A 19,762-nucleotide genomic window follows, 5' to 3' on the forward strand; every position below is an offset into this window, starting at 1 on the left:
AGGTTGGGGTAAATGCCATTCGTAGGTCAGGAACTTCTCTGGGCCGAGCCCGGAAGCCGTTGCTCATGGCGGTGATGAACCGCTTATCGCTCCCTGCTCTCCAATTCGCCCACGCGAGCGGATTACTAGCGCCCGGCAGCACAGCTACTTGCAGAAGTGAATGACGCCATCCTCCGCCAAGCCTGCGACTTCAATTCGCTTTACCTTCATGCTGTAGATGCGCCATGATGTTGCCTTGCAGCGACCGGCTGATCGCGAACTTGAAAGAATACCGAGGGAAACAGGGAATAGCTAAGAAATCCGGGAGGAATTCGGGTAAAATTGAGTAAGGTTGCCGGCACAAATCTACTTTTGCGGGACCCTTTTTTGCGTATTGCAATGAAACAGGACTGGAGTGAGCTTTTGATTGGAACGGCGTCTGGTAAATCGGCGGAATCCACATAATTGCCTCGAATACCCAGAGAGCACCTTATAAGGTTGGAGCGAGGGGTTGATACGCGAGACCATCATGCAAAAGAACATCGTCATTGTCGGGGGTGGCGATGCAGGCGGGCGTGTTGCGCAAATACTTGCCGCATCTGATCATCATCTTGACATCACTCTCATTGGACGAGCGTTCGTTCCACCCCACAACAGACCGCCCTTATCAAAAGGTGTACTTCTCGGCAAAAGCCGAAACGCTGGCCGGCTTCGTACTGATCCCCTTCGCCTTCTTCAACAAGACTGCCTTCCTTGCCGAAAAGGTGCTCGGCAACATTGTCAGAAAACGCGGGAAAGAGGCTATGCGTTCGACGACGAGGAACGCACGGGCAGTTTTTCTCGAACCGGCAATTCGGGCGTGGCAGCCAGGCCCTGGGGGATAGGCCCGCCTGTTGCCCAATCGAGAAGTTCCACCGTATGAACCATCGGGATGCCAGTTGCCGATCCGATTTGCATCATACAGCCGATATTGCCCGCGCTGATCACCTGAGGCTGCGTCGCCTCAAGTGTCGCGACCTTGCGCGTCTTGAGCTCGGCCGAGATCACCGGCTGCATAAGATTGTAAGTGCCGGCCGATCCGCAGCAGATGTGGCTGTCACGGGGCTCAACCACTTGGAAGCCAGCAGCTTTGAGCAGGTCCTTTGGAGCCGAGCGGATCTGCTGGCCATGCTGCAAGGAACAAGCTGCATGATAGGCGACACGCAACGGTTCGGCGTGCCAGGCGTCCCTCAACCCGATATCGGCGATCACCTCGGAAATGTCCTTCGCGAGAGCTGCAACGCGGCCGGCGTCGGCGGCCAGCGGGTCGTTGCGAAACATGTGAGCATAGTCTTTAACGGTAGTCCCGCAGCCAGAGGTATTGATAACAACAGCATCAAGCCCCTTGCCATCAAGTTCTGCGCCGATCGCACGGATGTTGGCAGCGGCCATCGCATGACTGTCGTCAGTCTTACCCATATGGTGGGTCAGCGCGCCGCAGCAACCAATTCCATCCGGAATGACTACCTCGCAGCCATGCCGCTTTAACAATCTGATGGTCGCATCATTGATGTCGGTGTTGAGAGCGCGTTGTGCGCAGCCCGTGAGAAGAGCAACGCGTTTGATCCGCTTTCCCTCAGCAGGAAAGCATTGCGGGAGATCATTTCTGCTCGCGGGTGGTATGCGGTCAGGCGCCATTTCCAGCATTGCCCGGAGCCGGGCATCCGGAACAAATCTCCTGAAAGGACGGACGAGCTTTGCTCCTAACAGCGCAAAGCGAAATCGGTCGGGATAGGGCAGGATCTTCGAGAGAAGCCACCTAAGCGCTCTCTCGTCCCATCGGCGTTTGTAGTTCCGCTCGATGTAGGCGCGCGCGTGATCGACAAGGTGCATGTAGTGAACGCCGGACGGGCAGGTCGTCATGCAGCTGAGGCAACTCAAACACCGGTCGATGTGCATCACCGTCTTTTCGTCCGGTTTTCTGTTGTTCTCCAACATGTCTTTAATCAGATAGATGCGACCGCGGGGACTATCGAGTTCGTCGCCGAGCACTTTGTATGTCGGACATGTCGCTGTGCAGAAGCCGCAGTGGACGCAGGATCGCAAGATTTCGTTCGATCGCCTCGTATCTGGGTCGGCAAGTTGTGCTTCGTTAAACTTCGTCTGCATCTTAATTGCCCATAAGACCAGGATTGAAGATCCCGGCGGGATCGAATGTTTTGCGCAGTGCTGCTGATATCCGGGCAACGGCGCTGTTTTCAGGTGGGAACAGGTCAGCGGCCGACAACGAACCAGGCCGCACCAGCATCGCCCGCCCCGCGCCCACGGCTTTGCGAACCGCCGCACTTGAGGCCGGACCAGAGAACCAAATCAAGCCCCCGCCCCAATCGAGAGAAGCCTCTCCTCCGAGCTGGCGTAGGGCCGCCATCACGTCTGGTGCGTCAGTTGGTTTGATCAATATCCGCCAGATTGCATCTTCCGAAGGTGCGAAATGTCGTACGTCGCGCAGGTCGCGCCACAGGTTCCGGCTGGCGGCATGGGCGACGACATCGATTTCCCGCCCAGAGAACAGCTCCTTGAGCCGGCCCACGCGATAGTCGACCTGTGCCTCGAAGCCTTCGACCCTCAACCATGCGGTGCCCGCGTGGAAGGCAGCTCCGGAGACTTCGAACGACGTAGCAAGCGCCGCGACAAAGATTTCAACCGCCTCACGAGGAGTGACACCGGGGAATCCCAGGCTCTTTTCTGTTTCCGCCAGAGGCAGCGTTTTCAACGCCACCTCCGTCAGGACGCCCAGAGTGCCATAGCTGCCGCAAAGAAGCTTGCCGAGGTCGAGCCCGGTGACATTTTTCATCACGCGGCCGCCATTCTTGATTGTTCGGCCACGACCATCGATGAACCTCACACCGAGAAGATGGTCTCTGCACGCCCCCGCCTGGATCCGACGTGGCCCCGAGACATTGGCAGACACCATGCCACCGATCGTCGGTGCGCCTTTCGAACCGAGGATCGCCCTGTGGTCCATTGGTTCGAATGCCAGGGCCTGCCCCTCTGCCGCAAGGACGTCTTCCACCTCCTGCAAGGACGTGCCCGCCCGCGCGATCAGTGTCAACGCGCCCGGTTCATAGGTTACGATGCCGGACATATTGCGGGTCGTAACCATGTGCTCGGCTTCGACGGACCCCGGCTGAACTCGCGTCCCGCCCCCGGCAATGCACATCGGTGTTGCTCGTGCATGGCTTTCGCCAACGAAAGCTGCGAGCTCGGCTTCGTCTGCCGGACTGACGGGGTAAGGCAGGGCCTTGATTGCTGACTCGTCGATGCTCATCAGCCCCTCACCGCCTTGTCCCTGTATGGCTTACTTGCTTCGAGGGGAAAGACCTTAGCCGAATTGAGCAGCCAGTCTGGATCAAAGACGCTTTTGATTTCCATTTGGATCGCCAGATCATCAGCTGAATATTGCTTGGTCATCAGATCGCGCTTCTCGATCCCCACTCCATGTTCTCCGGTGAGACATCCTCCAACGTCGACGCAGAGCCGGAGGATATCGGCTCCAAAGGCTTCGGCCCGCTCCAGTTCGCCGGGCGCGTTGGCATTGAACAGAATCAGAGGATGCATATTGCCGTCACCGGCGTGGAAGACATTGGCCACCTCCAGGCCGTAGTCCTTGGAAAGCTCGCCGATGCGCTTCAGCATGTAAGGAAGCTTCGAGACGGGAACGGTTCCATCGAGGCACAGATAATCGCCGAGCCTTCCCATCGCGCCAAAGGCCGACTTGCGGCCTTTCCAGATTTTCAGAGACTCATCCGCATTGCGGCTCGTGCGGAATTCCACGGGATTGAGCTCTGCGGCGATCTGGCGAATTCGCATGATCTGGTGAAGAATCTCATCCTCGGAGCCCTCCACTTCGACAATCAGAACGGCTGCGCATTTTGGATATCCAGCGTTTGCAAAAGCGTCGACGGCGCGAAGACAGACGTCGTCCATGTATTCAATTGCGACGGGCAGCAGCCCGGACCGGACGATGCGCGCTACGCATTCGCCAGCCGTTTCGGCGCTATCAAATCCAATAAGCATCGGCCGCGCGCCTTCCGGCCTGGGAAGGATTCGCAAAGTCGCCTCGGTAACGATTGCGAGCTGCCCCTCCGAACCGCAGAGCAGGCCCAAAATATCGAGCCCGCTTCCGCTCAACAAAGGACCACCGATATCGACGATTTCCCCGCTAGCCATGACCATCCGGATGCCCATAAGGTTGTTTGTGGTCACACCATGCTTGAGGCAGTGCGCGCCGCCGGAATTCATCGCGATATTCCCTGCGATCGTGCACGCGAGCTGAGAGGAGGGATCCGGTGCATAGAAAAACCCTGATGCCTCCAGTTCCGCGCTTACCGACAGATTAGTGACGCCTGTCTGGACGCGGACAAAACGGTTGGCTGTGTCGATCTCCAGAATGTCGCGCATCCGCATTATGCCGATGACCACGCTGTCCGCCGTTGGCAACGCGCCGCCGGCAAGCGACGTACCAGCGCCTCTCGGAATCACGGGCACGCCCATTTCATGGCAAACCTTCATAGCCGCTGAGACCTCCTCCGTCGTCCGCGGCAGCACCACCGCAAGTGGCAGACAGCGATAGGCGGCCAATGCATCACACTCGTAAGCGCGTGTTTCCTGAGGGTCCGAGATGACGGCCTCGGCGGAGACCACAGCTGTTAGACGCTCGATAATTTGTGATGCTCTGGCAAGAATACCAAGGTCCGGCTCTGGCATGGCTATCGTCGGCATTGGAATCTCTTCCTCACGGTAAATTCAACGATCAGGGGCGCCGCCGACCAATCGCTCCTTGACATCGTTAGACCCCTCTCCCTGATATGAGGCCTCGTGGGCGAAATTTGACGAATACAATAGCCAATACGAATACAAGGACGTCGGCAATCACTGGTGTCATCACCCAGGGCAGTGCGGCGCTAAGCGTGCCAATCACGCTCGCGCCGGCAACGGGGCCTGCAAACGATCCGACGCCGCCCACCATGACGGCGACGAAGCCTTGAATGAGAAATCGGATGCCTAGATCCGCGAATAGCGAGAACACTGGCACGATCAGAGCCCCAGCGAGACCTGCCAGCGCAGCTCCGAATGCAAATGTGATGCTGTAAATCGTATGGCTCGATATGCCTGAAGCACGCGCGAGCGATGGGTTCTCTAAAGAAGCGCGTATGCGCAGTCCAAACGAGGTGCGCGCGAGCAGAACATAGCAAGCAGCCATTACAAGCAACGTAACGATGACGATCACGCAACGCCAGACAGCAAAATGCAGCGGTCCAACGATGATCGAACCGCCGAGCGGTTCCGGTACCGAAAGATAGAGGCCACCAATTAGTCCCCGTACCATTTCGCGTATTATCAGACCAAGCGCGTAGGTGCCGAGCATTGCGACGATCGGAGCGGTGTAGAACCTCCTGACCACGAGCCTTTCCAGCACGAATCCCAGCGCTCCGACTATGAAGGGCGCCGCTAACATGCCAACGGCGACAGGCAAGCCAATACTGTAAGCCAGGTAGGTGACATATGCACCTAGCAGAACAAACTCACCCTGCGCGAAATTGAAAATGCCCATCATGCTGGCGATGATCCCCAGACCAAGCACCACCAAAACTACGATGGCGCCGAAGCTTAGAATCTCGAAAAGTGCGACAATCAATGTATCCATGTTGCTGTCCTGATATTCTGAAAATAAGTGTGAAATTCACTACTTCGATTTCGATGCTTTGGGCTGGCAACAAAGAGCGGCTGCCCACTCCCGGGTCATGTCGAGATCACTTAGTCCGGTAACCGCTTGACCAAGTAATAGGTGAATCGAACTCGATGCTGTACGCCACATAAAGATATCCGACGTATCCGACAGTTGCTTCGCGCATATCAGGATAGCCGGAAGAATTTCTTTGCATTCTTACCTAGTATATTGGTAGCTAGGAGTTCGGCGTCTCCGTTTCGAAGGTATCCGCTTGCGACCTTCTCCTCTAAGACATCGCCGATTAGGTGCCGGGCAAATTGGATTGCAGCAAACGATTCTTCGACATGCTGGCAATCACCCCCGATCATCATCCTTGAATTGTCTGGCAATACTTCGATAGCTTCGTGCAAAGCGAGCTTAAAATGAGATGGGCTTAACAAAAAGGACCAACACAAGTCCAACCAGACGTTTCTGTAAATGAACGCCATGCCCAGGAGGTCGCGACTCCAGGGATAAGCAAGATGCATTAGCAGGAAACGCGTCTTAGGATGACGCTCGATCAACCCGGCAATCCGGAGCGGGTGGGAACCTCTTAAAATTGCGGTCCCAAGATGCGTTTGGATTGGGAGGTCGAACTCGGCTGCAAGCCGGCAAAACAAATCGACGATGTAGTCACCGAAGGCTTTTCGGGCCGAACCGGATGGGGAAACTTGTCCCCAGGCTTCGCGCGCAAGTCGCTCATTTGGTTCATCAAAATTTAGATCTCGGTCGTATGCAAGGGCGTTCTTGAGCGCGACTTGATTGCGCCCACGGCAACCTCTGACAAGTTCGCGGATGGCGTCGCAGTAATCGTCAAAGGTATTCAACTCCATGCCGAGCCGCTTTAGCAACGCATGGCCGGAATTTCCGTTATGATCTCGGGATTGCGGATTCCAGCCAAAGGCAAAAGCATTGATCCGGAGCACGGCGTCGTAGTTTTCTCCGAGCGCCGCGCGCGGCTCGAATATGGGATCGAGGTACGAGTCGGTTATAATCCTCCCGATACCGGCGCGCTTAATAACCTCGCGCGGCCACGTTTCCTCCTTGTGACGCGACCGAACCGAAGCATCTACGGCCTCCCAATTTTCTCGCGTAATCCCAACCTCGCTGAACCCGTGTAACTCGACTGTTCCGCGAACGAGATTCGTAACAAAGGAATTTGAACTGCTGTTTTCCAAGTACGGAGCTAAGGCTTCCCACGTGGTCGGCACGGTCGGAGCGGATACCACGTCGTGGGTAGCTTTAGGTTCCGAGGGCAGCACATTGCTGGTCCAGGCTGCATAGCTCTGTTGAAACAACTTCAGCAAGTTTACGTCGCGGCTGAGCGTGATCTGAGGCATGTGATGTTCATGAACATCGATAACATCGAACGAATTCACGACTTGCCTGATTGCTTCGGACATAGTCTGCGTCTCCTTGGTAATTCTTCGGAAAGGAAAAAATCTAGCCCCGCTGATGTTGCACGCGGAGGTCCTATGGCGCGAGATATTTCAAGAGCCGCGGATCATCACGCACGTCAGGAGAGGAACCCGCAAGTGCGACACCCCCACGGTCGAGGACATAGGCATGGCTCGCCACCCTCAGAGCAAGGTCCAGATGCTGTTCGACCACGATCACGGCGATATCTTTCGCGAGATCAATGAGCCGCTCTGTGATCTCTTCGACGACGCCGATCCATACACCCTCTGTGGGCTCATCGAGCAAAAGCAGCCGCGGTTTAGGAAGCAGCGCGCGTGCAATTGCCAGCATTTTGCGTTCACCCCCTGAAAGCGTGCCGGCGGCTTGGCCGAACCGTTCGCTAAGTTTAGGAAAGATCGCAAGAACCCGGTCGAGGGCATCCCGCTCACGAGATGCGATCATGCCGATCGCAAGGTTGTCGCGCACCGAGAGGCGCGCGAACACCGAATGTTCCTGCGGCACATAGCCAATACCTCGTCTTATTCTCTGTTCGGTGGGCAAATTCCCAATGTCGCGGGCATCCATGTTGACAGAGCCGCCCGCTAAAGGAAGTTCTCCCACAATGGCTTTTAAGAGGGTCGTTTTGCCGGCTCCGTTACGCCCCAGCACGGCCACACCGCCTTGGTGTGGCACATGAATGTTGACACCGAACAACACTTGGCTACGTCCGTAACCCGCGTTGAGATCCTTCACGTCGAGTAATCTGTTATTAAGCACGGCGCAGATAAACCTCCTTGACCTTGGAGCTTGCCTGAATCTCCTGTACGGTGCCGGAGCATATGACGCTGCCCTGATCAAGCACGGTAAGCCGATCGCAAATGTCCCGAATGAAGTCGAGATCGTGCTCCACTATAATGAGGGAGCAGCTATCTTTGATCGGTCGCAGCAACTCACCCGTAACGCGTCGCTCCTCGTAACTCATTCCACCGGTGGGTTCGTCGAGGAGCAGCAGCTTTGGCTCTCCGGCCAATGCCATGGCGATCTCGAGCCACTGCTGCTGGCCATGCGAGAGAACCGCTGCAGGTTGGTAGGCGCGATCTGCAAGACGAAACTGTTCCAGCATGTTCATGACACGGTCATGCAATGTGCTTCGGCTGCGAGAGAACACCAAGCTCACCAGCGATAGCTTGGCTTGAAGCGCGAGCAAGACGTTGTCGTACAGTGTCAGTGCCGGCAGAACGTTGGTGATCTGGAACTTGAGGCTCATTCCCGCGCGTGCCCGCTCAGCAGGTGAGAAGCGGGTAATGTCGACACCTGAAAATGACACTCTACCTTTAGTCGGGTTCTCCGCGCCCGCCACGCATTTCATGAGGGTACTCTTGCCGGAACCATTCGGACCAATAAGCCCGTGAAACTCGTTTTTGTGGACCGTGAACGCTGCATTGTTGAGCGCGGTGAGCTTTCCGAAAGTCTTGTCGATGCCGGTTACCTCAAGCAGTGTCATTTTTCCCTCGCTTTCCCGGGCGGCCAAAGGTTCCCACCCGTTCGCGTTCGCTCAACAGCAGACTGACAAGGCCAGCGGGTCGAAACATGATTACAAGGAGCAACAGGACGCCGAGGATGATAGGCCAAACGTCCTGGAAGCTGTTCGAGAGCCAGAAGCTCAATGCTTCAATGACAATTGTCCCGATTATTGCGCCGACAAGGGTTCCAGACCCTCCGAAAAGCACGTAAAGTACCACTTGCGTCGACATCACCACACCAAGAACGTTGGTGCCGACGAAGCCCTCGTGAAAAGCATAGAGGCTGCCCGCCATTCCAGCGATGGCGCCGCTGATTGCAAAAATAACGGCCTTCAGATGCTGCGCTTTATAGCCGAAGAAGCCGATCCTGTATTCGTTTTCTCGCAGCCCCGCTAAAGCAAGGCCAAACTGCGAGCGTAGTAAAAATCGAGACAGCAGATAAACAAAAACTAGAATCCCAAGCGCTAGATAGTAGAACGTCGATCCCTCATTCAGTTCATAGGGCCCGATCGTCATCAACTGGATGGACGGAATACCATTCTGACCCCCGAGGTAAGATGAACCTCCGGCAAGTCGATCAGCAGCGTAAGCGCCGGTCATTGTACCAAGCGAAACAAAAACAATGCTTGAAGGGTGACGACCCAGCAACAAAAAACCGGCGAGCAGCAAGGAAGCCACGAAACCAATCAGGGCACCGACTGGAAACACCACGAAGATCGACGAAATGTTGAAGTCTCGGGAAAGAAGGGCGACTCCGTAGCCTGCCATTCCGAAAAAGAGCGACTGACCCAGGCTCAAGATCCCGGCGTATCCCCAGACCAAATCGAATGACAATGCAAAGAGGCACAGGATAAGAACGCGGGTTGCGAAAACGGTGACGTAGTCTTGAAGCAGGAGCGGTACAAGCACCGCGACGATGAACATCGAGATTTCGAGAGCCGGAAGAATCCTCCGGCTTTCAGATAACGCAAGATCTTTCGTGCGTCTCGTTGGAAGCTCTACCACCTGCGGGCCCAATGTAGCCGCAGCCTTGTCGGTTGACTGATGTGACATTCAGCACTCCTTAGGGTCTACAGGACCGTCGCTGCGTGCGACGATCTCGTATTTGCCCCCTTTAGCTACGCCGATGTACATGTTCATCTTGCAATGGTGTTTGCCCGGCACCATCTCCGCGGGTCCGCCAGGACCTTCGGCGATTTTGGCATGATCAAGGGCTGCGGCCACGGCGTCGCGATCAACGGTGCCCGCTTCCTTCACTGCGGCTTCCCACAGCTTCAGCCCTCGATAAGTGCCCGTAGCGGCGCTTCCGGCTGAGAAACGAAATTGACTGGGGAATTGCTTTTCGTAATCTCCTTGGATTTTGGCGCTTACTGGATCCTCATCAATCAGCGCCCGGTAGTAGTCAAGGCTGCTCGCGAGACCATCAATCTCGTGAGCCTGATTCATTTCGAGGAAGTTTTCGTCAAAATAGGTGCAACCTATCCGCCCGCCATTCTTGGAGAAGCCGGCTTCATAAAGCTGTTTGAAGAACGGACCGACACCCGGGGGGACGACGGTGTTGAAGACTACGTCCACGCGGTTTGAGATGACGCGGTTGACGGTGGAGGAGAAATCAATCTGATCGTTAGGATAGTATTCTTCGAAAACCACCTCGCCGCCGTTGCTTTCGATCACCTTGCGCGCGTAGGCGTTGATCGTCTGTGGCCACACATAGTTGGAACCAGGCAATGCAAAACGTTTGCCGCCATTCTTGATAAGCCAGGGAATGAATTGATCACAGTTCTGCGCGGGTACAGGACCGGTGCAAAATAGATAAGGCGTGCACTCCTTGCCCTCGTAGCCCTCAGGGTAGATGTAGATCGTCTTGCCGCGGGACACGATGACGTCCTTGATGGCATTGCGCATCGAACTGGAAATTCCTCCTAGAACCAGATCGACTTTGTCACGCTGGATCAGCTTGCGAACATTTCCAACGGCAACGGACTCGTTGGTGGCCGTATCCTCGATATAGAGTTCGATGGGGCGGCCGAGCAGACCACCTGCGTCGTTTATCTCCTTAACGATCATACGCGCGACGTTGGCGTCAGTGTTACCCGCAAATCCCAGCGAACCGGTAAGGTCGGTAGCAATGCCGAGCTTGATCGGCCCCTCAGATGCGTTCGCCCAGCCGGGACGTATCACCCAGCTGCCCGGACCTACCGCGATGGCGGCCGAAGCGAATGCGAAATTATGCAGAAAGCCGCGCCGACTGAACTTCACACTGTCAATCATCATCGATAGTCTCCCACTGGCTCGTTGGCCTTGATGCGCCCCCCTCCGGGCCGCAGCAGCAGGAAGCTATCCGTCATTTTTCAGTCACATCCGGTCTTTCGAAGCGGAAGTTGGGTAAAATTGCGTAATTCGCTCGAAGAAAGAGAGGTGCGGGCTGCTGCAAACGTGCGTCGCGTGGGTGCCCCCTGCAGGAGACCTTCAATTCGACGCTATTTGGAGACTGAACGCCTCACCGGGAAGATAACAGCGGGGTTTGTTATATATAAAGAGCGGGTACGGTTTCGAACACGAGCGATGAGGCGGTTTCATACACGCCTACTACCAACGTTGACCGGCCTTGCGTTTCGGCAGCCGAGGACCCCGTAGATTTCAAGTGGCGGCTTCAGTTCTTATGATGTCAGCCGTCAAAGGACAAATTGATCTAGAGAGCTCATGGGGGCACAGCGACAGTGCGATCGGTGACGCGATACCACCACCTCGGTGCAATGAATCATTTTGCAGATTTCGCGACGGGTTTCATCGGCCGACACCGCTACAAGGTCGTTGAAATTCGTGTTCACCAAAGACCTATTGACGCCGGGTACCTTATTTCAGGCCGATGCCCAAACCCCGTGATAAATAACTCCCAGCCATTAAAAAAGCAGGCAAGGTGCACCTTGCCTGCAAAAAAACGCACAATCGTTCCTTCAGCGGAAGCCAAGTTCCCAAGAATAACTATGGTGAGGCTCTCATTCAGCACTCCTTTGGATCAACGAGGCCAGCGCTGCGCGAGACGACCTCAAATTGCTCGCCTTTGGCTACGCCGATGTACATATTCATCTTGCAATGATGCTTGCCTGGAACCATCTCTGCCGGGCCGCCGGGACCATCAACAATTTTGGCATGATCGAGGGCTGCGGCCACGGCGTCGCGGTCGACGGTACCAGCCTCTTTCACTGCGGCCTCCCAGAGCTTCAGTCCTCGATAAGTGCCTGTAGCTGCGCTCCCGGCCGAGAACCGAAATGGACCAGGGAACTCCTTTTCATAGGTTGCTTGGATCTTGGCACTTACTGGATCTTCCGCAGTGAGCGCTTTATAGTAATCAAGGCTGCTTGCAAGACCTTCCACCTCGTGAGCTTGATTCATTGGGAGCGCGTTCTCATCGTAGTAGACACAGCCTAGCCGACCGCCGTTCTTAGAGAAATCCGCTTCATAAAGCTGTTTGAAGAACGGACCGACACCCGGGGGGATAACGGTGTTGAATACGACATCAACCCGGTTTGAGATGACGCGGTTGACGGTGGAGGAGAAATCAATCTGGTCGATAGGATAGTATTCTTCGAAAATCACCTCGCCGCCGTTGCTTTCGATCACCTTGCGCGCGTAGGCGTTGATCGTCTGCGGCCACACATAATTGGAGCCCGGCAAAGCGAAACGTTTGCCACCATTCTTGATAAGCCAGGGTATGAACTGATCACAGTTCTGTGCCGGCACCGGACCGGTGCAGAATAGATAAGGCGTGCACTCTTGTCCTTCATAGGCCTGCGGATAAATGTACAGGGTCTTTCCGCGAGAGATGATCGTATCCTTGATGGCGTTGCGCATAGCGCTGGAAATTCCTCCAACCACCAGATCGACTTTGTCGCGCTGGATCAGCTTTCGAACATTACCAACGGCAATGGATTCATTGGAGGCGGTATCTTGGATGTGAAGCTCGATGGGGCGTCCCAGAAGACCGCCCGCATCGTTGATCTCCTTAACGACCATACGAGCAACGTTGGCGTCGGTGTTGCCGGGAAAGCCGAGCGAGCCCGTAAGATCGGTGGCCATGCCGAGCTTGATCGGCCCCTCAGATGCGTTCGCCCAGCCAGGACGTATCACCCAGCTGCCCGAACCTACTGCAATGGCGGCCGAAGCGAAGGCGAAATTGTGAAGGAAGCGGCGCCGGTTGAACTTCATACTGTCAATCATCATCGATAGTCTCCCACTGGCTCGTTGGCCTTGAATGCGTCCCCCTCCGGGCCGCAGCAGCAAGAAGCTATCCGTCATTATTCAGTCACATTCGATCTTTCAGAACGGGATTTGGGTAAAGTTGCGTACATCTCCAATAATGGAAGAGGACCTTGCGATAGACCGGAACATCGACTCGCGCTTGACGTACTGTTGGGGGGTATTTCAAGGGATGAGGCTGGGTACGAATAGCGCTTCAGGCTGGTTTGGAACATGCAAACCCAGCCTACCAGGCCCGCTTCAAACCTTTCAAACGACTGTTGTTCGATTAGGGCGAACGTCTGGCCCCGCATTTCGCTGCGGGGCCAGGGTGCTCTGCACGACGCTTGGGAGGTCTGTGATCATTCGTGTGCAGAGTCTGACTTTGATAACAAAATCGGCCTTTTCCAGCCACGTGACAAACGCACCTCCGGCTTAGACAAGCCGGAAGTGGCAATGCGCAATATCGCTGCAGCCGCTAGGATCCGGTCGAGCTATTTCTTAGTCGACGCGCCCTCCGATCGCATTGGCCGCCCTGTAAGCGAATACAATTCCCGGGCCGATTGTGATGCCCGCCCCTGGATAGAGTCCTCGCATCAGCGACGTTGCGTCGTTGCCGCAAGCATAAAGTCCGTCGATCGGAGAGCCGTCAGCCTTCAGGACCCGACCGGAAGTGTCCGTCGCAAGCCCAGCTGCAGTTCCGAGGGTCGCCGGCACGATTCGGAGCGCTACGAACGGACCCGCAGTAATAGGACCGAGATTGGGATTGAGTTTTCCGACCGACGGGTCTCCGAGCAAACGATTGAACGCGGATTCTCCGCGATGAAAATAGGGGTCAAGACCGCTCTTTGAATGAGTGTTATGCTCGGCCACGGTCTTTTCCAGCTCAGATGGATCGACCCCGATCTTCCGCGCAAGTTCAGCAACTGTGGCTGCGACCTGGATGTAGTTTACCCGCTCATATGATTTTGTGCTGCGCGTCCATGGCCAAGGAAGAAGATGTCCCATGCCACGCTTTTTCAGGAACTCGTGGTCACAGATGAAGTAGAACCGTTTGTCGGCCGGATAGCCGCTCTGGAACATCGCCAGGCAGATGTCGTGATAGGAATTGGATTCGTTGACGAAACGCCGAGCGTTTGGTCCGATTGCAATGACGCCCGGCCGGCCGCGATCAAGCCAGCCATATGGAACGGTCTGCGTTCTTCCTTTTCCATGCAGCAAGGAAACAGGCGTCCAGAAGCCCGCGCTCGCGACGTTGTTATCAATAGCACCGCCCAGCTCCACAGCCAGCTTGATCCCGTCGCCGGTCGAGTCCGGGTGCGCTAGGGTGTCATCGTGCTGATGGGCACCGCTTAAGGCGGCCCGAAGCTTGGCATCGCGCGCAAATCCGCCTGTCGCCAGGATGACGCCACGCGCAGCCTTGATGCGTAGATCGCGGCCATTGCGCCGAAGGACGACGCCGGTGACACGGCCGTCTTCCACGACGAGGTGAACCAGCGGAGCTTCCGTCCAGATGTCGACCTTCCGCTTGCGAAGACTTGTGATGAAACGGGCAACAAGCGCGTTGCCGCCACTCAACTCCGTGCCGCGCTGGTAGCGCAGCCGATCGCGAGCATAACGGCCGACACGGCGGAGCACATGCCGCATCGAGTCCAGGGACTTGAATGGATTGAGAAACTTCGTGACCTCTCCGGAGGAAATCATCATGCCGCCGAGAACCACTCGGATCGGATCTCCAACCAGATCGAAATCCTTGCCAAGCCAGCGGCCGTCATAGGGGGCTGGGCTCAGTGCTCTGCCTGAATCAACACCACCCACCTGGCTGGAGTGATAGTCGGGCGCAGAGGCGAGCGTGAACTTCACGTCCGTCCCCTTCTCAATTTCCGTGAGAGCCTTTGGACCATCAGTCAGATACGCATCGACGAAATCCTCGCGGTAGTAGTTTCCGAGTTCGTTCTTGAGATAGGTCCTGGCGTTTTCAATGCTGTCCTGGACCTTCGCGGCCACAGCTTGAGGCGAACACGGAACCCAGATCATCCCGTTCGACAGCGCGGTAGTTCCCCCCAATTTCGACGATTTCTCGCAGACGAGAACCTTCAGGTTGGCCTGAGCGGCGAACAGGGCGGCCGACAGGCCGGCTGCGCCGCTTCCGACAGAAACGACGTCATAAACCGCGTCCCATGCGGGTTTGACGGACTCTTGGGGAGAAAGTGGGGTGGCAACTTCGGACATGACAAACTCTCGTGAAACGGAAACTTGGTGGCGCTCTAGGTCATGAGCGGGGAGACATGGGCACGGCCTTGAAGGCCTTTGCGACAGCCTGTACCGCTCTCTCGATCGGTATCCGCTCGATTGATGAGGCGCCGACGAAACCGACGCAGTCTGTAGACCGGTAGACTTCCGCCGTGTCCTCCGGCTCGGCGATGGCGCCGCCGTGAGCAAGCAGGATGACATCCGGCCGAACAGCCTTAGCTGCATCGTTGATCCTGTTGATCTTCGATATCGCTTCCTGGATGGCCTGGCCTTCTTCATGGCCGGCAAGCCCCCCACGCGTTGCTCCGACATGAGGAACGATGCAGTCCGCGCCCGCTTCGGTCATCGCCGCGGCGTCATCCGCAGAAGCGACATAGGCCAGAGAGAAGACGTTCTTCTTCCGCGCCAGCGCGATCATCTCGACTTCGCGTTCGAAACCCAGCCCGACGCGGCCGCGGCGGTCGCGCCATTTGTCTCCCATGGTCGAGATCGTCGGGTAGTTAATCACGCCGGAGTAGCCGGCAGCCCAGAACTTATCCAGCAGCGTGTCGAGATCCAGACGTACCGGGTCCCATGCCTCGACACCGCCGATGATTGGAACAGATGAAACGACATTCCTTATCTCCGCGGCCATCTCAATCGTGCGCGCGTTGGAATCACCTATTCTGCTTGTCGGCAGGCCCATCAAGCGCGATAGGCCAGTGCTATAGACCACCAGCATGTCGGCTCCGCCGAGAGCTGCGCATTTGGCAACCAGGCCGCAGCTGCTGCCCGCTGCAAGGAGCGGGTTTCCTTTGGCAATCTGTTCGTTAATTGATGCCAGAATCTCCGAGCGCTCAAACATTTTCATCGGTTGCAACCCCTTCTCGAATGTTCTGAAGAATCCAGCCGACGGCGGTTTCCGCGAAAGCTGGATCGTTGATATGGCAGGAGATTTCCTGGCAGTTGATCGTGGCTGGCAGGGTGCTGCGAAGCCCTGCCAGCCACGCCCGGTTCGCCTCCGGATCGTGGAACACAGCGCCATCCCGGTCATAGTCAGAGACCCCCTCTGAGGGCCAAAGGACATGGGAGGCACCTCTGGCGGCGGCAAGCTTCAGCCCGGTGCGGCGGCCGATCTCGTAAGTTTCCTCGGACGTCGTCCGCATCAGGGTGGTGTATGGAGTGTGGGAATAGAATTTTCGCCCGGCGTAGCGCTCGGGCACGCTGGAGCGCACACCGAAGTTTACCATGTCGACGGCACCGGGCGCGATGAGCTGCAGGATGCCTCTGCGTCCAGCCGCCGTAAGGCGATCAGGTCCTGCACTTGCAGTTCCTCCCGCGAGTTCATCTGCAAGCTCGGTCGTTGTCAAATCCAGGACAGCATCGAACTCGCCCGCGTCTATCAGGGCCTCCATCTTGCGGCCGCCCGATCCGTTGGCCGGAAAGACGATCGCCTCAACGTTCTTCTCCGACAGAAGCCAGACGCACCGGTTCACTGCTGGTGTCGTCACCCCAAACGCGGTGATTGCCACGAGCTTGCTGCGAGATTGATCTTGTGGCGCATAGTGCATAGCCGCAATCGCATGCGCGGCGTTCGCGAGGATTCGACTGGTGAAACCGTTGACGCCGAAGAGATCGACGAGCGTGGGATAAAACAGAATGTCGCTCTTGGACGCGAGTTCGGAGAGCAAGGCTGGCCGCGCACTCGAAACAAGGAGCTTTGGAAAACCGAAGGGAAGATCGGCGACCACTTCGCCGAACACCGCACTTCCCTTGCCGCCCGCAATGCCGATGACCGCCGTGATGTGGCCCTCGGCGTGCAGGTCGTTGACCGAGGCGCGGGCACGTCGGCCGATATCGGCAAGCAGCGCTGCCGGGTCGCCCGACCTGCCGGCAGTGACGCTGGAGGTGCCGACATCGACGAGAGCAACCTTTCTGCCGCGCGTCCGCACGATGTCCGCAACATAGGACACTTCTGCCTGTTTGGTGTCCATCGTCGCAACGATTGCGACCGCACCCGTCCTGAAGCCCGCCTGGGTCACGATTCTTTCCGCCCCAGACGGGCCATGCAGCCGCTGCCGGCCCGGCATATGCGATCCATCTCTCTTCCTCCCTTGCGCGCTTCGATGCATTAGGCGATTTTGAGCCAGCATTAGACGTGGACGGCGCGCAGTTAAATCGCGCGCAGGACAGGAGATGGGTAAAATTGGGTACATGGATGATCATCGATCATATCGCCGCAAGAGCGCATGACGGTTCCAGCTCTCGCGAGAGCGAGACTTATATCTTCGCTCCCTCGCTTCGCACCCTTCCGCAAGGTTTTCCGCTTGTAATGGCGACACTGCCGGTGACCGATTGGAATGCAGAGCTGTTTCAGGCGCTTCGCGATGCAACATCCGTGCAAGGAAAGCGCTATTACGCCGCGATGATGATGATCGACCCGTTCACTCTGTGGGAAGACCTTGCCGACCTTCTCAAGGAGAAGGGCTTCATCGGCGTTGTCAATTTTCCTCCGGCCTCACTTGCGGAAGGCACCCAAACAGCTGGATCGGCTGAGGCCGCTAACACAATCGAGATCGATCGGCTGAAATGGTACCACGAAACGGGTCTGAGGCTGGTCTACACTGCATCTTCGACACAGGAGATCGCGAGTGTTCAGAACCGTCTGGCGGACTTGCTGGATGGGATCATCTATTTCCCGCCGGACACCTTGGCACATCCCGTCGGCAGCCGGATGGAACTTGAGGCCTTCCATGTCCCTGGTCTCTCTTCATCGTCTGTCTGGTCGTTGAAGACGACCCCCTGATCAGGCTCAGGGAAAGAAGACTACTGGTGATGCTGGCTAATCCAGGATCCGCAGTTTTCGGATCTTGTTATAGAGCGTCTTCCGGGAAAGACCGAGAGTACGCGCCGTCTTGCCGCGGTGCAACTTGTTGCGCCGCAGCGCGTCTATTATCCATTCACGTTCCGAGAGGTTTGTCGCTTCCTTCGGGATTGGCTTGATGCCCAGTATCGGCTGCAGCCGGTCCGCTGTGATCGGAACGTTGGGCGCCAAGGTCGCCAGTTGTTCGACGACATGCCTGAGTTCTCGGACGTTGCCCGGCCAGGAGTGGCTGGCCAGTGCAAGGAACGCAGAATTCTCTATCGCGAGGGCGCTTGTTCCTGCGTCGCCCTTCGTTTCCACGGTGAAGTGGTGGATGAGTGCCGGCAAATCCTCAAGCCGGTCCTGAAGCGGCGGCAACAGGATTTCCAGTCCGGTAAAGGCGGCCCGCAGCCTCGGACTGATCGGCAGCGTTTCGAGCCCTGCCCCGGTCGATATCGTGGAGGTGGCGATCACCTTGGCTTCCGAGCGGGTCGACGCGACACCGTTGACGGCGGTGAATGTCCCGGTTTCCAGAAAGTCAGCCAGTTGCTCCTGCCCCTCTTCCGTGAGCTCGTTGAGGTGAAGGATTATGAGCGAGGTGTCGGTCGCGGTCTCCAACACGGAGAGCCGCCGACGGGTGTCCCTGTCCGCCTCCAATCCGAAAAGGGCGATCGCATTCTGGTTGCCAGGAGACCGACGGCACGGAAACATGACGGGTTTGCGATGCTTTCGCGCTCCCAACGCATGGACAAGCGAGGCAACACGCCGCTTGCCCGTGCCTGGCTCGCCGACAATGAGAACAGGGTTGGCGCCGCTCGCAAGACGCTTTGCTGCGTCGAGGGCATTGTTCATCGAAGCCGAGCGCGCGACGACGCCGTGGCGATACCCGTTGAGCTGCAGTTGCCGCTCGAGAAGGTCGACCTTCTCCCGCAGGACGTTGATGGTCTTGAATCCGGACGTCATCTCAAGAACCGACATCTCGAGGGGTACACGGTCGAGCGATGAGCCGCCGATGAAGCCTTGCGTCCCGGTTTCCCGGCAGACGTCCATCAGTTCCTCGGGCCTGGTGATCGGTCCGCCTCCGAGAAGGCAAACGACGTTGCGATCGATCGCGTGAACGGTGTGCGCTATGTCTCTGGTGCGCGCGGCAAGTTCCGCAAGTCCGATCGAGGAGGAAGACTGGCCGGTTTCCGCCGGGTTGAGATTAAAGTTCATGCTAATCGCTTCGACGCCAGCCTCCACCATGCGCCGCGCCTCAACTTGCGTACGGGTATAGGCGATCGTCATCAGACCGCGCTTGGCTGCCTTCACGAGGAGCTCGATCTCACGGGAGTAGCCAAGTCCGCACCTTTCCAGTACTGACCGACGGTGCTCGTCGAGATGAATGACCGACGGAAAGTTGGTGACGCCCGCAAAGCCCCATCGACAGAGCCTGTCCAGGAAGTCGTCGAGGTCCAGTCTGGGGTCGAACGTGCAGGCACCGAAGAAGGCAGGAAGCCTGGTGCTTCGCAGGATCTCGGACCGGCCGAAGCCGGCGACGAACGCGTTGCTGTTGCGAATGGGAAGGATTGATGCCGGCGACGATCCTCCCATCGCCCGAAAACGGCCGGCGTTGAGGGCAAGCACGAAATCCGCGCCAGCACGCTCGGCCGCCCGCGCCGTCATGCCGGAGCCGATAGCAGCTCCCAGCATGAATGAGCGGGAATTACCCAGAAACTGCCGGATGCCCGAAATGGTCGTCACGCCTCCTAAGATCTAACGTTCTTGTCAGGATCAGGC

The 19,762-nt window shown here is 57.1% G+C and carries 15 protein-coding genes and 2 pseudogenes; 3 read left to right on the forward strand and 14 right to left on the reverse strand.

What is annotated here, in order from left to right:
- Positions 1-505: 505 nt before the first annotated feature.
- Both LB462_RS27305 and LB462_RS27310 read left to right on the forward strand, forming a co-directional pair.
- Positions 506-709: pseudogene (locus LB462_RS27305) on the forward strand (FAD-dependent oxidoreductase); the annotation flags it as partial.
- Positions 669-761: pseudogene (locus LB462_RS27310) on the forward strand (type IV secretion system protein); the annotation flags it as partial. The pseudogenes LB462_RS27305 and LB462_RS27310, both read left to right, overlap by 41 nt.
- Positions 762-780: 19 nt before the next feature.
- On the opposite strand, the gene glcF reads toward LB462_RS27310, so the two are convergent.
- The 13 genes from glcF to LB462_RS27375 all read right to left on the reverse strand — a co-directional run bounded on the left by glcF (position 781) and on the right by LB462_RS27375 (position 17,162).
- On the reverse strand, positions 781-2,127 hold the full coding sequence (gene glcF / locus LB462_RS27315) for a glycolate oxidase subunit GlcF (RefSeq protein ID WP_224514600.1): 1,347 nt from the start codon (positions 2,125-2,127) through the stop codon (positions 781-783).
- A gap of 1 nt (position 2,128) precedes the next feature.
- Positions 2,129-3,286 carry an FAD-binding protein gene (locus LB462_RS27320; protein ID WP_224514602.1) on the reverse strand — a complete coding sequence of 386 codons (1,158 nt, stop codon included), beginning with the start codon at positions 3,284-3,286 and terminating at the stop codon, positions 2,129-2,131.
- Entirely contained in the window at positions 3,286-4,740 is a 1,455-nt protein-coding gene (locus tag LB462_RS27325) for an FAD-binding oxidoreductase (RefSeq protein WP_224514604.1), read from the reverse strand. Before LB462_RS27325 ends, LB462_RS27320 begins: the two co-directional genes overlap by 1 nt.
- A gap of 67 nt (positions 4,741-4,807) precedes the next feature.
- Entirely contained in the window at positions 4,808-5,665 is an 858-nt protein-coding gene (locus LB462_RS27330; RefSeq protein WP_224514606.1) for a branched-chain amino acid ABC transporter permease, read from the reverse strand.
- A 209-nt stretch (positions 5,666-5,874) separates the two neighbouring features.
- Positions 5,875-7,131, reverse strand: coding sequence for an amidohydrolase family protein (locus LB462_RS27335; protein WP_224514609.1), 1,257 nt, complete (start codon positions 7,129-7,131; stop codon positions 5,875-5,877).
- A 70-nt stretch (positions 7,132-7,201) separates the two neighbouring features.
- A complete protein-coding gene (locus LB462_RS27340; RefSeq protein WP_224514611.1) occupies positions 7,202-7,903 on the reverse strand; it encodes an ABC transporter ATP-binding protein in 702 nt (233 codons plus the stop codon).
- Positions 7,896-8,630: an ABC transporter ATP-binding protein gene (locus LB462_RS27345; RefSeq protein ID WP_224514613.1), complete on the reverse strand. Its 735-nt coding sequence runs from the start codon at positions 8,628-8,630 to the stop codon at positions 7,896-7,898. Before LB462_RS27345 ends, LB462_RS27340 begins: the two co-directional genes overlap by 8 nt.
- The gene (locus LB462_RS27350) at positions 8,617-9,573 is read right to left on the reverse strand and encodes a branched-chain amino acid ABC transporter permease (RefSeq protein WP_224514687.1); all 957 of its coding nucleotides are present in this window, start codon (positions 9,571-9,573) and stop codon (positions 8,617-8,619) included. The genes LB462_RS27345 and LB462_RS27350 overlap by 14 nt, the downstream gene beginning before the upstream one ends.
- A 129-nt stretch (positions 9,574-9,702) precedes the next feature.
- Positions 9,703-10,920 carry a substrate-binding protein gene (locus LB462_RS27355; protein WP_224514689.1) on the reverse strand — a complete coding sequence of 406 codons (1,218 nt, stop codon included), beginning with the start codon at positions 10,918-10,920 and terminating at the stop codon, positions 9,703-9,705.
- Positions 10,921-11,652: 732 nt separating this feature from the next.
- Entirely contained in the window at positions 11,653-12,870 is a 1,218-nt protein-coding gene (locus LB462_RS27360; RefSeq protein WP_224514691.1) for a substrate-binding protein, read from the reverse strand.
- Positions 12,871-13,389: 519 nt separating this feature from the next.
- Positions 13,390-15,120, reverse strand: coding sequence for an FAD-dependent oxidoreductase (locus LB462_RS27365; RefSeq protein ID WP_224514614.1), 1,731 nt, complete (start codon positions 15,118-15,120; stop codon positions 13,390-13,392).
- Positions 15,121-15,160: 40 nt separating this feature from the next.
- Positions 15,161-15,991: a phosphoenolpyruvate hydrolase family protein gene (locus LB462_RS27370; RefSeq protein ID WP_224514616.1), complete on the reverse strand. Its 831-nt coding sequence runs from the start codon at positions 15,989-15,991 to the stop codon at positions 15,161-15,163.
- Positions 15,978-17,162: a Tm-1-like ATP-binding domain-containing protein gene (locus LB462_RS27375; RefSeq protein ID WP_224514618.1), complete on the reverse strand. Its 1,185-nt coding sequence runs from the start codon at positions 17,160-17,162 to the stop codon at positions 15,978-15,980. The genes LB462_RS27370 and LB462_RS27375 overlap by 14 nt, the downstream gene beginning before the upstream one ends.
- Positions 17,163-17,338: 176 nt before the next feature.
- Here LB462_RS27375 and LB462_RS27380 point away from each other — a divergent pair, with 176 nt between their 5' ends.
- A complete protein-coding gene (locus LB462_RS27380; protein ID WP_224514621.1) occupies positions 17,339-17,926 on the forward strand; it encodes a hypothetical protein in 588 nt (195 codons plus the stop codon).
- A gap of 36 nt (positions 17,927-17,962) precedes the next feature.
- Here the strand turns inward: LB462_RS27380 and LB462_RS27385 are convergent, their stop codons facing one another.
- Positions 17,963-19,726 carry a phosphoenolpyruvate hydrolase family protein gene (locus tag LB462_RS27385; RefSeq protein ID WP_224514623.1) on the reverse strand — a complete coding sequence of 588 codons (1,764 nt, stop codon included), beginning with the start codon at positions 19,724-19,726 and terminating at the stop codon, positions 17,963-17,965.
- Positions 19,727-19,762: the final 36 nt, after the last annotated feature.

The sequence above is a fragment of the Phyllobacterium chamaecytisi genome, from assembly GCF_020164455.1.
GTDB lineage: Bacteria > Pseudomonadota > Alphaproteobacteria > Rhizobiales > Rhizobiaceae > Phyllobacterium > Phyllobacterium chamaecytisi.

Bases quoted from the DNA above. Each gene is read 5' to 3' on its own strand.
- glcF (WP_224514600.1), bottom strand. From the start codon at position 2,127: ATGCAGACGAAGTTTAACGAAGCACAACTTGCCGACCCAGATACGAGG.
- LB462_RS27320 (WP_224514602.1), bottom strand. From the start codon at position 3,286: ATGAGCATCGACGAGTCAGCAATCAAGGCCCTGCCTTACCCCGTCAGT.
- LB462_RS27325 (WP_224514604.1), bottom strand. From the start codon at position 4,740: ATGCCGACGATAGCCATGCCAGAGCCGGACCTTGGTATTCTTGCCAGA.
- LB462_RS27330 (WP_224514606.1), bottom strand. From the start codon at position 5,665: ATGGATACATTGATTGTCGCACTTTTCGAGATTCTAAGCTTCGGCGCC.
- LB462_RS27335 (WP_224514609.1), bottom strand. From the start codon at position 7,131: ATGTCCGAAGCAATCAGGCAAGTCGTGAATTCGTTCGATGTTATCGAT.
- LB462_RS27345 (WP_224514613.1), bottom strand. From the start codon at position 8,630: ATGACACTGCTTGAGGTAACCGGCATCGACAAGACTTTCGGAAAGCTC.
- LB462_RS27350 (WP_224514687.1), bottom strand. From the start codon at position 9,573: ATGTTCATCGTCGCGGTGCTTGTACCGCTCCTGCTTCAAGACTACGTC.
- LB462_RS27355 (WP_224514689.1), bottom strand. From the start codon at position 10,920: ATGATTGACAGTGTGAAGTTCAGTCGGCGCGGCTTTCTGCATAATTTC.
- LB462_RS27360 (WP_224514691.1), bottom strand. From the start codon at position 12,870: ATGATTGACAGTATGAAGTTCAACCGGCGCCGCTTCCTTCACAATTTC.
- LB462_RS27365 (WP_224514614.1), bottom strand. From the start codon at position 15,120: ATGTCCGAAGTTGCCACCCCACTTTCTCCCCAAGAGTCCGTCAAACCC.
- LB462_RS27370 (WP_224514616.1), bottom strand. From the start codon at position 15,991: ATGAAAATGTTTGAGCGCTCGGAGATTCTGGCATCAATTAACGAACAG.
- LB462_RS27380 (WP_224514621.1), top strand. From the start codon at position 17,339: ATGATCATCGATCATATCGCCGCAAGAGCGCATGACGGTTCCAGCTCT.